At 43.9% G+C, this 15,209-nt stretch carries 10 protein-coding genes and 1 other RNA gene; all 11 read right to left on the bottom strand.

The annotated features are described in order from the left end of the window. Positions 1–207: 207 nt before the first annotated feature. The gene (locus ACP8HI_RS21520) at positions 208–3,444 is read right to left on the bottom strand and encodes an S-layer homology domain-containing protein (RefSeq protein ID WP_438348188.1); all 3,237 of its coding nucleotides are present in this window, start codon (positions 3,442–3,444) and stop codon (positions 208–210) included. 306 nt (positions 3,445–3,750) lie between these two features. Next, positions 3,751–4,014, bottom strand: coding sequence for a response regulator transcription factor (locus tag ACP8HI_RS21525; RefSeq protein ID WP_438348189.1), 264 nt, complete (start codon positions 4,012–4,014; stop codon positions 3,751–3,753). A 282-nt stretch (positions 4,015–4,296) separates the two neighbouring features. After that, positions 4,297–4,661, bottom strand: a transfer-messenger RNA (tmRNA) gene (gene ssrA, locus ACP8HI_RS21530). A 236-nt stretch (positions 4,662–4,897) separates the two neighbouring features. Beyond that, complete coding sequence (gene smpB, locus ACP8HI_RS21535; RefSeq protein WP_438348190.1) at positions 4,898–5,380, bottom strand: SsrA-binding protein SmpB; 483 nt, start codon at positions 5,378–5,380, stop codon at positions 4,898–4,900. A gap of 179 nt (positions 5,381–5,559) precedes the next feature. Then, positions 5,560–8,499 carry a ribonuclease R gene (gene rnr, locus ACP8HI_RS21540; protein ID WP_438351939.1) on the bottom strand — a complete coding sequence of 980 codons (2,940 nt, stop codon included), beginning with the start codon at positions 8,497–8,499 and terminating at the stop codon, positions 5,560–5,562. Between the two features lie 231 nt (positions 8,500–8,730). Beyond that, positions 8,731–8,964, bottom strand: coding sequence for a preprotein translocase subunit SecG (gene secG, locus ACP8HI_RS21545; RefSeq protein ID WP_438348191.1), 234 nt, complete (start codon positions 8,962–8,964; stop codon positions 8,731–8,733). Positions 8,965–9,154: 190 nt separating this feature from the next. Then, positions 9,155–10,441 (bottom strand): phosphopyruvate hydratase, encoded by a 1,287-nt coding sequence (gene eno / locus ACP8HI_RS21550; RefSeq protein ID WP_438348192.1) that lies wholly within the window; start codon positions 10,439–10,441, stop codon positions 9,155–9,157. Positions 10,442–10,500: 59 nt separating this feature from the next. After that, complete coding sequence (gpmI, locus tag ACP8HI_RS21555; RefSeq protein ID WP_438348193.1) at positions 10,501–12,045, bottom strand: 2,3-bisphosphoglycerate-independent phosphoglycerate mutase; 1,545 nt, start codon at positions 12,043–12,045, stop codon at positions 10,501–10,503. Position 12,046: 1 nt separating this feature from the next. Next, positions 12,047–12,799 (bottom strand): triose-phosphate isomerase, encoded by a 753-nt coding sequence (gene tpiA, locus ACP8HI_RS21560; RefSeq protein WP_438348194.1) that lies wholly within the window; start codon positions 12,797–12,799, stop codon positions 12,047–12,049. A gap of 30 nt (positions 12,800–12,829) precedes the next feature. Then, on the bottom strand, positions 12,830–14,011 hold the full coding sequence (locus tag ACP8HI_RS21565) for a phosphoglycerate kinase (RefSeq protein WP_438348195.1): 1,182 nt from the start codon (positions 14,009–14,011) through the stop codon (positions 12,830–12,832). A gap of 132 nt (positions 14,012–14,143) precedes the next feature. After that, on the bottom strand, positions 14,144–15,154 hold the full coding sequence (gene gap / locus ACP8HI_RS21570; RefSeq protein ID WP_438348196.1) for a type I glyceraldehyde-3-phosphate dehydrogenase: 1,011 nt from the start codon (positions 15,152–15,154) through the stop codon (positions 14,144–14,146). Positions 15,155–15,209 lie beyond the last annotated feature (55 nt).

Raw genomic sequence — 15,209 nt, forward strand, 5'->3', positions numbered from 1 at the left:
AATAAAACAAGGCTTTGGATTACTACAACCAACTTCAACTAAATTGGGTTTGCTCCCGCATACTAGCCTTGCTGAATGCGTGGATGTGGGATTCCGTACTTATAGAATATTCTATTTCTGTTTTCCATCTTATCTATGTCTTCCGTTCCTATATCGTAGGTTCGTCCTAAAATGAAAACAGGTCGCCCAGTAGGCGACCTGTTTGTATTATTTTGCTTCTAGCAAATTCATAATGATCGTAACCGCTTCGGCTCTTGTTGCTGTTTCTTTCGGTGCGAACTTGTTGTCGCCACGTCCACTTATAATGCCTAACTCCTTCATCGTGGTAATCGCTGACTTAGCCCACACTGGGATGTCATTGTCATCTGCGAAGTCAGTCGCATCTATGGTTGTAGATCGCGCTCCGTATGCTTTAGCGATCATCGCCGCCAGTTCCGCGCGCGTAATGTTAGCTGTTGGACGGAAACTGCCATCATCATAGCCAGACACGATACTCACTTCTATAGACTGAGCGACTGCTTGTCTTGCCCATATACCGATCTTATCCGAATCACTGAAGCCCAGCTTTACCCCGTCACTTGTAAGCTTCAACGCATTCATCAACATGACGGTGAATTCAGCTCGACTTACGGTTGCGTTCGGCTTGAACGTGCCATCTAGATAACCTTTGACAATACCTTGCTGTGACGCTTGTTTCATTTCGGATTCTGCCCAGTGTCCTGCGATGTCAGAGTAAGTGACCGTCGGTTCGTCTACAACTAATACAGCAAACTTTGCAAAATGATCGACATCTACCGTAATCGTATTATCGATTATCTTACCACCGATCTCGATCCACGTTTTATTTACTTCATCATAGTAGAAAATAGCAGCGTATTGCCCTTCATTTACTTTAGACTTATCAAACTTGAAGGTCAATGTAATTGGCTTTTTAAGATTTCCTGAAACATCTTTCAAAATTTCATAGATCTGGCTAGCCAAAATTTCTTTATTAGTGAGAAGTTGCTGCGTATTTAACACTTCTTCTATCGTTATGTTTAATTCCTTATCCGCAGCACCTTCTGGGATGGAGAGTGTCACACTGTCCTTTAAGGCCACTTTGCCGCTTGGAGGCGTTGGTACTGTTGGAGCACCACCATTGCCGCTTGGAGGCGTTGGTGCTGTTGGAGCATCGCCATTACCGCTTGGAGGCGTTGGTGCTGTTGAAGAATCACCATTACCGCCTTGTGCGGTACTTTCCCTTGTAACATCGATCGTGTAGTTAGCAGTTGTTGTCCTATCATATGCTGTAATCATCACTGTAATAAGATTCGATCCTGTATTTAGGGGAACATCAAAGGACGTCCCATTGTTATGGACTGGACTCGTGACTAGGCCAGATTCAACCGTTACACTAACTGTGGCCTCTGAATCTACCAACACAGGTGTAATTGTTACAGCATCCACACTAGCGGCAACCGAAGCCGTATAATGTGTGATGTTATTCGGTGAGAATGGCGGGCTGAGTGTGCCTGAAGAGATCGCTAAACTCGTTATATCCGTGTTATTATTCGCTCTGTATATCTTAATACCGCCACTAAACTCATCCAATATATAGATATTCCCACTCTTATCTAACGTAACACCATAAGGCCTCCCCAGCCCGTCTGCCCCATCCCATTGCGTCATATAGTCGCCATTGAGATTAAATATCACAATGCGCTCATTGCTGCGATCAAACACATACACATGGCCGGCTTGATCTACAGTGATGCCTTGAAGATAGCCGAATTGTCCGCCGTCACTTCCAGATCCGTCCCATTGTAGGAGGTGATTACCAGCGGCATCAAGCTTCATAACGTGACTCGAGTAATCCGAACAATACGAAAACGACTCATTAACGACCACGACCATAACACATTCATTTACAGTCACGTAACTATGACCAGTTTGGTCTACTGCGATGCCACCAAGCTTATCATTTTCTGTATCATTTACCCCAACTAACCATTCCTTTAGATAGGTGCCGGCAGCATCAACCTTCACGACTAGATGAGTTGTGCTATCTGTCTTTGCATCATACACAGAGCCTGCCACATAAACATGACCAGCTTCGTCTAATGTGACACCTACAGGATCAAAGAACTGCTCACCATCATTTCCTGCATATTCCCATTTCCAAAGTTTGTTACCATCCGGATCATACTTCGTAACGTGACCGTAGTAGAAATAATCCTTGTACTTATCGCTGTAGATTACGTTACTAACAATCACATACGTATTGCCAGCTTCGTCTGCCACAATCCGACTAAGCGAAGCACCTTGTTCATCACTTCCAACAACCTGCCACTTATCACGAAAGTTACCAGCGGAATCAAACTTAAGAAGGCGATTGTTCTGCATCTCCCCCACATACACGTTTCCACCGCCGACCGCTATATCAACAATGCTACGAATAAAAGGACTCCCACTCTCCCCCCATTGCATGGCATAGGTATAATCAGAGTTAAATTTAAGAATGCGATCGTTCACTGAATCCGCCACGTACACATTCCCAGCTTGATCTACCGCGAGTCCATTAGGATTGTAGAACTGCCCATTCCCATAACCAAACTCCCCCCATTGCGCAAGGTACCCGCCATCGGAATCAAACTTCTGGATGCGGTCGTTCGATCTATCTGCCACGTACACATTTCCAGCTGGGTCTACTGCGATAGCACTAGGATTGCCGAACTGACCATTCCCATTACCAGGCTCCCCCCATTGCGTAACATAATCACCATCAGAAGCAAACTTTTGGATGCGGTTGTTAGATGTATCTGCCACGTACACATTCCCAGCTGGGTCTACTGCGATACCACTAGGTTTGTCGAACTGACCATCCCCCTTACCATAATTTCCCCATTGCATAAGGTAATCCCCATCAGAAGTAAATTTCTGGATGCGGTGCTGATCTGAATCCAGTACATACACATTTCCAGCTTGGTCTACCGTGATACCATTAGCATTGTAGAACTGCCCATTCCCATAACCCCACTCCCCCCATTGCGTAATATAACCCCCATCGGAATCAAACTTCTGGATGCGATTGTTCCATGATTCTACTACGTACACATCCCCAGCTGGGTCTACTGCGATACCATTAGGATTGATGAACTGCCCATTCTCATTACCAGGCTCCCCCCATTGCATAACGTAGACGCCATTAGAATCAAACTTTTGGATGCGATGGTTATTTGTATCTGCTACATAGATATTCCCATAGACGTCTGCTGTGACTGATCCAGGATTACTGAATTCTCCTTCCGCACGCATTGAAAACGCTCCGTCAGGTGTGATCTCACGAATCACATTTGATGGTGGTGCTGCTGCATAAGCTTCTGTTGCGAAATTTATTGAAAGTGTGCCTAGTAATAAAATAATAGCGATAAACCCATTTATTTGCTTCTTGTATCCTCTTGACATCGTGTGTTGCCTCCAACGTTTTATATTTTTTTACCCTAAACCATACTTCGATCGTCCAGACTTACCTACTTTTCTACCAACTGTAAATAACGAAAATATCTCCAAATATAACAACAGCGCTTAGCAATACCTCCCTAATCTTTCATCCGATTTTCCCGAGCAAGGTATGACCTATCCGAAAGCATAATAGAAGTCGAGACAAATTCCCTCATACGAAAGTTGTAGAAGTCTGTGAAAATATCAAAAAAAAGCATCCTTCCGTCAAATAAAATGACAAAAAGATGCTTTGTTCCCCTAATTTGTTTATCAATCCTCCTGTAGCATCAATTCTTTGGCTCGGACGATGGCCTGACCTCGACGCTTCACACCGAGCTTTCCATATACATTAAATACATGTGTTTTCACTGTCGCTTCGGTTATCCCCAAATCAATTGCAATCTCTTTATTGGACATCCCCTCCACTAATGCCGCGAGCACCTCTTGTTCTCGCCGCGTCAAATCTTCAATCAAGTCCAGGCTCGTTAGGTTAAGTTGAACACGTACGAGTTCGCCCTCTTTTCTGGTAATCACACCTAATGTAAATACACAATAGTTTTATTATCTAACTACATCAAGTCTGGCAAACTATTATTAAACTCATTTAGAAAACAATTGGAAATTAGTTAAAGTTCGATCCAACCCAATATATCCCTACCACACATCCTACATGTGTAGCGACTGTTGTCGATTTTATTGTAGACATCTCGTCTACAACATTTACAGAAATCCAACCTCATAAAATTCTCTCATCTACAATCCGTCTACAATTTACTCTCTAAACAAGAAAAAACCCGCTATATCAGCGGGTCTTTCAAATGGAGGCGAGGGGAGTCGAACCCCTGTCCGAAAATATCGACACATAAGATTCTACGGGTGTAGTTACAGATTTGATGTCACCCTAGTGTCGTCCTGTAACCGACTACTCTTCGGGTCAGCCTGATTATCTTCTTCAGCTCACCCCAGGCGGAGATGAGACAGCGTATTCCACTACTGGTTAGCCCCTAATCTAGTCACATGGACGATGCTAGGTAGGAGCACGCTCACAGTTTCTTAGGCTGCGAAAGCGTAGTTGTTTTGAGTTTTGCCATTTAATAGGCTTTAGCGTTGATAAAGCGGACGCGTCCCCACTACCCGCTACCCATGCTCAAACTATCCCCGTCGAATCCATAAACGCCCCCTTAATATAAAGGGCTTCTAGGATAGAATCTTGAGTAGTCAAGACATGATGTTCTATTCAGTATCCTTTTCCTCCATGAAAAAGGACCACTAGAAGGTAATCATTCAACAAGATCTAACGATCTCGTATAACTTAGTATATCACATTTCTACTGCACTATGATACTTAGTTCAAGGAAATCAAGGTTATAATTGCCAATATTGATCATTTGAGCATCTTAGCTTAGCCATTCCATCATTACCTAGCAATCTTCTGCTTCTCACGCAGCGCACGTTGAATGTCTCGTTGTGCATCGCGCTTGGCTGCTGTGCCGCGCTTGTCATACTCTTTCTTCCCTCTACCAAGACCTAACAGGAGCTTCGCATATCCATTACGGATATAAATCTTCAGCGGGACGATCGTGTAACCTGCTTGCTTCGAAAGCCCAAGCAACTTCTTAATTTGTAATTTATGCATGAGTAGCTTGCGTGTTCTCGTAGGATCGACTGGATTACTGCGGTTTCCTTGTTCAAAAGCACTAATGTGCATATTGTGAATCTGAATCTCGCCATTACGAATCGTTGCAAAAGCATCCCCGATGTTCGATCTGCCAAGACGTAGCGACTTAATCTCCGTGCCCGTTAATACCATACCCGCTTCATACGTTTCTTCTATGAAATAATCATGGGAAGCTTTCTTGTTCTGGGCCAAGACTTTCCCGTCACTATTATTCTTACCCATGTCCTCACTCCTTAGATCATTATAAAAAATGGATTCTGGTATTCCTTCCTCGTTAAGCGAGGAATATACCAGAAATCCATTGTATCAACTGCATCCTCCAAAATCAAGATGAAGCAAGCAGAAACGGCTGTGCTATCCCTTTTCGATGAGTTTATACTTCCACCACTAAAGGGATTTCCTTACTTCTCCTCATGCGGAGTTTCATTCGCACTATCCTTGCCTTCTCGACCTTGACGCTTACCGGCTCCATTACCCGGTGTTGCATCTCCACCAATAAAGACTCCACCTCTACCTGAGGCTTTGCGACCGTTGCCTTCCGTCGTTGGGCTGTCGGATTGTCGAGCTTCACTAGTCGGTGCCGCTCCATATCCACCCTTGCCTGAACCGAAGGCAAACCCAGGTCCACGTGTTGACTGCAAAGCATCATAACGTCCTGCTGGAGCCCCTGGTCCACGATCCCGCTTACGGGCAGCACCCTTGTCCTTATTACCACTGCTTCTGCCCTCGCGTTTCGGTGCTGCGCTACTAGGACTAGCCGATTTACCACTCTCACTCGGGTTCACAGCAACTGCACTTTCCGAAACAACGCCTACAGTCCTGTCGCCGGCCGCATTGCTAACGCCCTTGTTTCCCTTGGCTTTGAATCCGCCATTCTTCCCTTTGCCTCTTGAACCTTTACCATCAGATCTTTTAACTTCACCCTCTGTAGCCGTAGGCTTAGATGCATTGTTATCAACCGTACCATTTTCAATAATATTCATTGATTTCTTCTTACCTCCGCCACTTGCACCAGGCGCCTTAACGCCTCCGCTGTTTGCTCCAAATACCTTACTTCCCCCAGCTGCTTTACCTTTGCTTCCAGCAACTTTGCCGTTACGATTTCCGCCCTTACCTCCGCGTCCTGCACCTTTATCTTTATTCAACCCGCCACCTGCACCTGGAGGACGACTACCTCGTCCTCCTCGGTTACCTTCGCTGCGAGGTTTCATATCAATCAGTTCAAAGTCAATCGTATGATCATCCATATTGACGCGGGCTACACGAATTTTCAATTCGTCACCGATACGGAATATCTTCGAGGTACGCTCTCCGATTAACGACATGGCCTGTTCGTTGAAATGATAGTAATCATCCGTCAATGCACTCAGGCGAATGAGGCCTTCAACCGTATTCTCCAGTTCAATGAACATACCGAAGCTTGTTACACTACTGATCATTCCATCGAATTCTTCGCCAACCTTATCCAGCATATACTCTGCCTTCTTAAGATCATCTGTGTCTCTCTCCGCTTCTACAGCAACACGCTCTCGCTCGGAAGACTGTTGCGCAACATCAGGCATACGAGATGCCAAGTATTCTTGTCGCTTCTCTGACAACACACCCTTGTTCGCGATCACTTCACGAATTACACGGTGTATCGCAAGATCGGGATACCGACGGATAGGCGATGTAAAGTGGGAATAGTAATCTGCCGCCAACCCGAAATGACCCGACGTCTCAGCATCGTATTTAGCCTGCTTCATGGAACGAAGCATCATCGTACTAATAACGGTCTGCTCCTTCGTTCCTTGAATATCTACAAGAAGCTCCTGTAGTGCTCGTGGATGAATAGAGTTCCCTCGACCTTTGACATGATATCCAAAGTTCTCAGCAAACGCCAGAAAATTCTGTAGTTTCTCCTGATCCGGATTTTCGTGGATACGGTAAATGAACGGAACTTTCAGCCAGTGGAAATGCTCAGCCACCGTCTCATTTGCGGCAAGCATGAACTCCTCAATCATTTGTTCCGCGATGGAACGTTCTCTTTTGACAATATCTATAGCCTTGCCATTCTCATCTACGATAATCTTAGACTCCACGAAATCGAAATCCACTGCACCCCTGCGCATCCGATTACCCCGCAGTTTCAGAGCAAGATCCTTCATATCACGGAAATTACCGACCAAATTGCTGTAACGCTCCATTAACTCAGGATCTTCATCCTCAAGGATTTTGCGTACATCTGTATAAGTCATACGTTCCGTGGTTCTGATCACACTCGTAAAGACATCATGATTAACCACTTTCATTTGTTCATTAAATTCCATTTCACAGGACAAAGTAAGCCTGTCCACCTGCGGATTAAGACTACATATCCCATTAGAAAGACGGCGGGGTAACATCGGAATGACTCGATCTACCAAATACACACTACAGCCGCGAGCGTAAGCTTCTTTATCCAGTTCGGAACCTTCGCGCACATAATAACCTACATCGGCAATATGTACACCTAGGAGATAATGACCATTCGGTAAAATTTCCACATTCACGGCATCATCTAAATCCTTAGCATCTTCCCCGTCAATCGTCACAATCGTCTTATGACGCAGATCACGTCGACCCTGCTGCATGATCTCTTCCTCTGTTATAGCATCAGGAGCAAGCTCCGCTTCCGCCATCACTTCATCAGAGAACGCTTCTGGCAATTGGTGCTTACGGATAATAGAAATAATATCTACACCTGGATCATCCTTATGCCCTAGAACTTCTGCCACTTCGCCTTCAGCAGCTGCTCGTCCTTCAGGATAATTCACAATTCGTACAACAACTTTCTCACCATGGACAGCACCATTAAATGCATTCTTCGGTATGAAGATATCTCGATTAATCCGTTTGTCATCTGGAAGTACGAAACCATACGATTCATTGTTCTGGAATACACCGACCACTTGCGTGACCGACCGTTTCACTATACGTACAACTTCTCCTTCAAGCTTACCTCCGGCCGTACTCTTGGATGTCACTCGAATTAGAACGATATCACCATTCATAGCACCTTTGAGGTCATTGGCGTTAATGTATACATCTACATGTTCACGATCATCGGGAATAAGGAATGCAAATCCCTTGGCATGCGCCTGTAAACGACCGCGTATAAGATCCATTCGCTCAGGTACGCCATAACGATTCGTACGAGTTAGAATAACTTTACCATCGTGTTCAAGAGCAGTTAGCACCTTCACAAATTCCTTGAAGTCTTGCGCTTTATCAATACTGAAATGTTCTTCTAACTCCTGGTAAGTCATTGGTTTATAGGCGGTCTCCCGCATGAAATTAAGGATCTCTTCTTCTGTTATCATCATTATCACCTCAGATGACTTGCAAGTTATGCCTGCAAGCTCTTATGTATCCTTTGCTTCGTATTATTTATTTATTACTTTTTCCCTCACTATACTCATACCCTAGTATACACGATTTCAATCTCAAACATCCCTTAAATCCTTTGGATTTTCTTGATCAACAACAAATTAACAAAAAAACCCTCTCTCCACATAGAGTATGTAAGAGCGAGGGTTTCCTAGAAATTCATATTATTTAATAGCGACAGCTACAGCAATAGCCAAAATAAAGAATCCAATAGCCATTCCAACGGTTAGACGCTCAAGAACCAAGTCCATACCGCGAGCTTTGGTTTTACCAAAAAGATGTTCTGCTCCGCCGGAGATGGCGCCGGAAAGACCTGCACTTTTCCCCTTTTGCAAAAGAACCACCGCAATCAAACCAATGGAGAAAACAGCTAGCAACACTTGTAAAAAGATTTCCATTCATTCCACCTCCTAAACGTGTTAAACATTCTCGTGTATTCCAAGTTAAATTCACATATCAATTTACAGAAAACAGCATTCTCATTGTAGCACATCCAACCTATATTTGACAAGACGGTTGTGATCGGTCTTATGAAATGAATAAAGCCAGTTCGGTGTACACCCGAACTGGCTTTATCTTGATGTATTATTATTTCTTCAAGTTGTAGAAAGATTTCATCCCAGCGTATTGAGCCAATTCACCCAATTGATCTTCGATGCGAAGCAATTGATTGTATTTAGCAACACGGTCTGTACGGGAAGGAGCACCTGTCTTAATCTGACCAGCATTTGTTGCAACAGCAATATCAGCGATTGTGCTATCTTCAGATTCACCTGAACGGTGAGAGATAACAGCTGTATAACCAGCGCGTTTAGCCATTTCAATCGCATCAAATGTTTCAGTCAATGTACCGATTTGGTTAACCTTGATCAAGATGGAGTTACCGATACCTTCTTCGATCCCTCTGCCAAGACGCTCAGTGTTCGTTACGAACAAGTCATCTCCAACAAGTTGGATTCTGTCTCCCAATTTCTCACTAAGCAATTTCCAACCTTCCCAGTCATCCTCAGAACATCCATCTTCGATGCTGATAATTGGGTATTTGTCAGCCCATGATACAAGTAGGTCAACGAATTCTGCAGAAGTGAAGGATTTACCTTCGCCTGCCAATTCATATTTACCATCTTTGTAGAACTCAGTAGATGCTACGTCCATACCTAGGAATACATCAACACCTGGTTTGTAACCAGCTTTTTCGATTGCTTCCATAATTGTGGACAATGCTTCTTCATTGGAAGTGAAGTTTGGTGCAAATCCACCTTCATCACCTACAGCTGTGTTCAATCCTTTTGCTTGTAGAACAGCTTTCAAGCTATGGAAGATTTCAGCACCTGTACGAAGCGCTTCTTTAAATGTAGGAGCTCCTACTGGCAATATCATGAATTCTTGAACGTCAACGTTGTTGTCGGCATGTTCTCCACCGTTCACGATGTTCATCATAGGTACTGGCAATTGTTTCGCATTGAATCCACCAAGGTACACATACAATGGCACGTCTAGAGCTTCAGCAGAAGCACGAGCTACAGCCATGGATACTGCTAGAATAGCGTTCGCACCCAATTTAGCTTTGTTCGGCGTTCCGTCAAGAGCGATCATCAATTTATCAATTCCCAATTGGTCCAACGCGTCCATACCGATCACTTCAGGAGAAATGATTTCGTTCACGTTCTTCACTGCTTGCAATACCCCTTTACCAAGGTAACGGGATTTGTCTCCATCGCGAAGCTCAACTGCTTCATAGGCACCTGTAGATGCACCAGAAGGTACGATCGCACGGCCAAGAGCACCGGATTCCAAATAAACTTCAACCTCAACTGTTGGGTTACCACGAGAGTCTAGGACTTCGCGAGCATATACGTCTGAAATAATAGTCATGTTTTTTTCTCCTTTTATTGTACATATTTTTTGGTAAAAGAATGATTCCCCTACTTAACTTACTTACGGCTAGCAATCATGGATTGTCCAGTCATCTCAGCAGGTTGTGACAAATGCATCAGATCTAGAATGGTTGGCGCCACATCCGCCAGAATTCCACCATCACGTAATACGATATCGGAAGCCGTCACAATGAATGGAACAGGGTTCGTCGTATGTGCAGTGAACGGGCGTCCTTGCTCATCAAATACCATATCAGCGTTTCCGTGGTCAGCCATAATGATCGCTACCCCGCCTTTAGCAATGACAGCATCTACAACCCTACCCATACATTCATCTGTCACTTCCACAGCTTTGATCGTTGGCTCAAGCATACCTGAGTGCCCTACCATGTCTGGGTTAGCGAAATTAAGAATAATCGTATCGTGATTCTCTGCTTCGATCTCTTTCACACAAGCATCCGCTACTTCGTAGGCACTCATCTCTGGTTGCAAATCATAAGTAGCTACTTTGGGTGAATTAATGAGAATACGAGTCTCACCTGGCAGTTCGACATCACGTCCGCCACTGAAGAAGAATGTGACATGCGGATATTTCTCTGTTTCAGCAATACGTAGTTGTTTCTTGTTGTTCTGAACCAATACTTCGCCTAGTGTATTATCCAGGTTCTTTGGTGCATACGCAACGTAACCTTCAACCGTTTCACTAAACATCGTCAAGCACACAAAATGCAGATGTTCAGGGAATTTTGGTCCACGGTCGAAACCACGGAAGTCCTTATTCGTGAACACTTGGGACAATTGAATCGCACGATCTGGTCGGAAGTTCAAGAACACAACAGAGTCTCCGTTCGCAATACTCGATACAGGTTCTCCTTGCTCGTTCACGATGACTGCAGGTTCTACGAATTCATCATAGACTGACTTCGCATAAGATTCACTCACCGCTTGGAGAGCGTTCGTGTACTTCGGTCCATCTCCATAAACGATAGCACGATATGACTTCTCAACACGTTCCCAACGTTTGTCACGGTCCATCGCATAGTAGCGTCCTTGTACCGTTGCAATGGTACCGATCCCTACTTCCTCAATCTTAGCATTCAATCGTTCTATGAATTGTATACCTGAGTCAGGGGAAACATCCCGTCCATCCAGAAATGCATGAATATACACTTCAGCTAGACCTTCCTTTTTAGCCAGATCCAACATGGCAAACACATGTTCAATGTGACTATGCACGCCACCATCAGAGAGGAGACCATACAAATGCAACTTCGTGTTATTCTTCTTGGCATGACGAACAGCTTCAACCAATGTCGAATTCTCGAAGAAGTCACCATCACGAATGGATTTGGAAATGCGGGTCAGGTCTTGATAGACGATACGGCCTGCACCAATATTAAGATGACCCACCTCGGAGTTACCCATTTGCCCTACTGGCAATCCCACCTCTTCACCGCAAGCAATAAGAGTGGTGTTGGGATATTGGCTCATCAAACGGTCATAGTTTGGCTTCTTGGCTTGCGCTACTGCATTACCTTCTACAGTATTACGAAGTCCGAAACCATCCATAATAATTAAGGCTACCGGTCTTGGTGCTGGCATCTTACTTCGCCCCCTCAACAAGTTGAACGTATGAAGTAGGTTGTAAGCTTGCACCGCCGACTAATGCTCCGTCAATGTCACTTTGACCCATATATTCTACGACATTCTCAGGCTTAACACTACCGCCATATTGAATACGTACAGCATTGGCCACATCTTCTCCATACAAACCTTTCACAAGTTCACGAATATAAGCAATAACTTCATTCGCATCTTGCGCTGTTGAGGATTTCCCTGTTCCTATCGCCCAAATCGGCTCATAAGCAATAACCACTTGTGCTGCTTGTTCCGCAGTTAATCCTTTCAAAGCACCTTCAGTCTGAACTTTACATACCGCTTTCGTCTGGTCAGCTTCACGTTCTTCCAATTTCTCACCGACACATACGATAGGAGTAATGCCATGTTTGAAAGCGGCAAATACCTTTTTGTTCACAATTTCATCGGATTCAGCGAAATAAGCACGACGCTCTGAGTGTCCAATAATGACATAGTGCACTCCTAGATCTTTCAACATGACACCGCTAATTTCACCAGTGTAAGCTCCATCATCTTCAAAATGTAGGTTCTGTGCTCCAATCTTAATGGAAGTACCTTTAACAGCCTCCATTAATGCTGGAAGACTGGTGAACGGAGCGCAGATAACACTCTCGACACCTGCTACTTCTGCCTTGCCTTTGATTTCTTCAATAAACGCTTTAGCTTCTGGAACGGTCTTGAACATTTTCCAGTTACCCGCGATAATAGGTGTTCTCATAGCTATTCACTCCTTAATCAATAATGGGAATTATTTATCGTTCAATGCCTCTACACCAGGAAGTTTCTTACCTTCCATGAACTCAAGCGAAGCTCCACCACCGGTAGAGATATGGTTCATTTGGTCTGCTAGATTGAATTTCTCAGCTGCAGCAGCTGAATCACCACCACCGATAATCGTGTAAGCATTAGTGTCTGCACAAGCCTGCGCCACTTCACGCGTACCTCCTGAGAAAGGCTCCATTTCAAATACACCCATAGGTCCATTCCATACAACCAATTTAGAGTTTTTGATCACATCAGCATAAAGAGCACGTGTCTTCGGTCCGATGTCTACGCCTTCCCAACCTACAGGAATGCTATCAATATCAACAATTCGAACATTTGCATTCGCACTGAAGTCGTCAGCAATGACAATGTCGATCGGAAGCATAAAGTTTTTACCTAGCTCTTTAGCCTTCTCAATAAATCCTAATGCAGTATCAAGCTTAGAATCATCACACAGGGATAGACCAATCTCATGACCTTGTGCTTTAAAGAAAGTGTACGCCAGTCCACCACCGATAAGCACGTTATCTGCAAGGTTGAGCAAATTGTCAATAACGTCAATTTTATCTTTTACCTTGGATCCCCCGACGATTGCAGTAAAGGGACGCTCCGGTGAAAAGAATGCTTTGCCTAATACAGATAGTTCCTTCTCCATTAGAAGCCCAGATACTGCTGGCAAGTGATGTGCAATACCTTCTGTGGAAGCATGAGCACGATGAGCAGCGCCAAAAGCATCATTTACGAATAGATCCGCAAGTTCAGCAAATTGCTTCGCAAGTTCAGTATCGTTCTTTTCTTCTCCAGGATAGAACCGCACGTTCTCAAGTAACAATACGTCACCATTAGCCATATCGGAAATTTGGGATTTAACAGCTTCGCCAACAGATTCATTGGCTTTCGTTATCTCTTTACCAAGTAATTCTGAAAGACGCTCAGCAGCAGGTGTTAAACGTAAAGATTCAACCACTTGGCCATTCGGACGTCCCATATGACTTGCTAGAATAACCTTTGCTCCACGTTCCACCAAGTAATTAATAGTTGGTAGTGTTTCACGAATACGTGTATCATCCGTTATTTTACCATCTTCGAGCGGTACATTGAAATCGACACGAACAAACACCCGTAGCCCATTTACTTCCACATCACGTATACTTTTCTTATTCATTTTCGCGTTCCCCCACACCTATAGATTTTAATAGTTTGGAATCCATGGAATAACATTTCTAACATTTTACAAAGAGCGGAAACATTGAACACCTGTTTCCGCTCTTTAAATGGTTATGAGCTGTAGCTAATATTACTTAGCCAATTTAGCGAAATATTCCAATGTACGAATAAGTTGTGCTGTGTAGGACATTTCATTGTCATACCAAGCTACTGTTTTAACCAATTGTTGGTCGCCAACAGTCAATACTTTTGTTTGAGTTGCGTCAAACAATGATCCAAATGTAACACCCTTAATGTCAGAAGAAACGATTTCGTCTTCTGTGTATCCGAAAGTTTCTGCATCAGAAGCTGCTTTCATAGCTGCGTTAACTTCATCAACAGTTACCTTTTTCTCAAGAACAGTGATCAATTCAGTCAATGAACCTGTTGCAACTGGAACACGTTGAGCTGCACCGTCCAATTTACCTTTAAGTTCAGGAATAACTAGACCGATTGCTTTAGCAGCACCGGTAGTGTTAGGGATGATGTTCTCAGCTGCTGCGCGAGCACGACGGAAGTCACCTTTAACGTGTGGAGCATCCAAAGTGTTTTGGTCGCCAGTGTAAGCATGAATTGTAGTCATCAAACCTGAAACAATTCCGAATTGATCTTGCAACGTTTTTGCCATTGGTGCTAGGCAGTTCGTTGTGCAAGAAGCACCAGAAATAACTGTTTCAGTACCATCAAGAATTTCATGGTTTACGTTGTAAACGATCGTCTTCACATCGCCTGTTGCTGGAGCAGAGATAACGACTTTTTTAGCGCCGCCTTTCAAATGCTTCTCAGCTGCTTCTTGAGACACGAAGAATCCTGTACATTCTAGAACGATGTCTACACCAAGCTCGCCCCAAGGCAATTCTTCTGGATTACGGTTAGCAAGAACTTTAACTTCTTTACCGTTTACTTTGAAGAATCCGTCATGAACTTCAACGTCTCCGTCAAAACGTCCTTGTGTTGTATCATATTTTAATAAATGAGCTAACATTTTAGCGTCTGTCAAGTCATTAATAGCAACTACTTCGATACCTTCCACAGCTTGAATACGGCGAAATGCAAGGCGACCAATACGTCCAAATCCATTAATACCAACTTTTATAGTCATTTAAATAGTTCCTCCCAAAGTTTCGTTTTATTTATTCAAGAAAGGCTATTAACCT

This window comes from Paenibacillus sp. FA6 (genome assembly GCF_051550225.1).
Lineage (GTDB): Bacteria > Bacillota > Bacilli > Paenibacillales > Paenibacillaceae > Paenibacillus_AQ.

Coding starts and splice junctions, on each gene's coding strand:
- eno (WP_438348192.1), bottom strand. CDS start 10,441: ATGACTATTATTTCAGACGTATATGCTCGCGAAGTCCTAGACTCTCGT.
- rnr (WP_438351939.1), bottom strand. CDS start 8,499: ATGATAACAGAAGAAGAGATCCTTAATTTCATGCGGGAGACCGCCTAT.
- ACP8HI_RS21520 (WP_438348188.1), bottom strand. CDS start 3,444: ATGTCAAGAGGATACAAGAAGCAAATAAATGGGTTTATCGCTATTATT.
- gpmI (WP_438348193.1), bottom strand. CDS start 12,045: ATGCCAGCACCAAGACCGGTAGCCTTAATTATTATGGATGGTTTCGGA.
- ACP8HI_RS21565 (WP_438348195.1), bottom strand. CDS start 14,011: ATGAATAAGAAAAGTATACGTGATGTGGAAGTAAATGGGCTACGGGTG.
- smpB (WP_438348190.1), bottom strand. CDS start 5,380: ATGGGTAAGAATAATAGTGACGGGAAAGTCTTGGCCCAGAACAAGAAA.
- gap (WP_438348196.1), bottom strand. CDS start 15,154: ATGACTATAAAAGTTGGTATTAATGGATTTGGACGTATTGGTCGCCTT.
- tpiA (WP_438348194.1), bottom strand. CDS start 12,799: ATGAGAACACCTATTATCGCGGGTAACTGGAAAATGTTCAAGACCGTT.
- secG (WP_438348191.1), bottom strand. CDS start 8,964: ATGGAAATCTTTTTACAAGTGTTGCTAGCTGTTTTCTCCATTGGTTTG.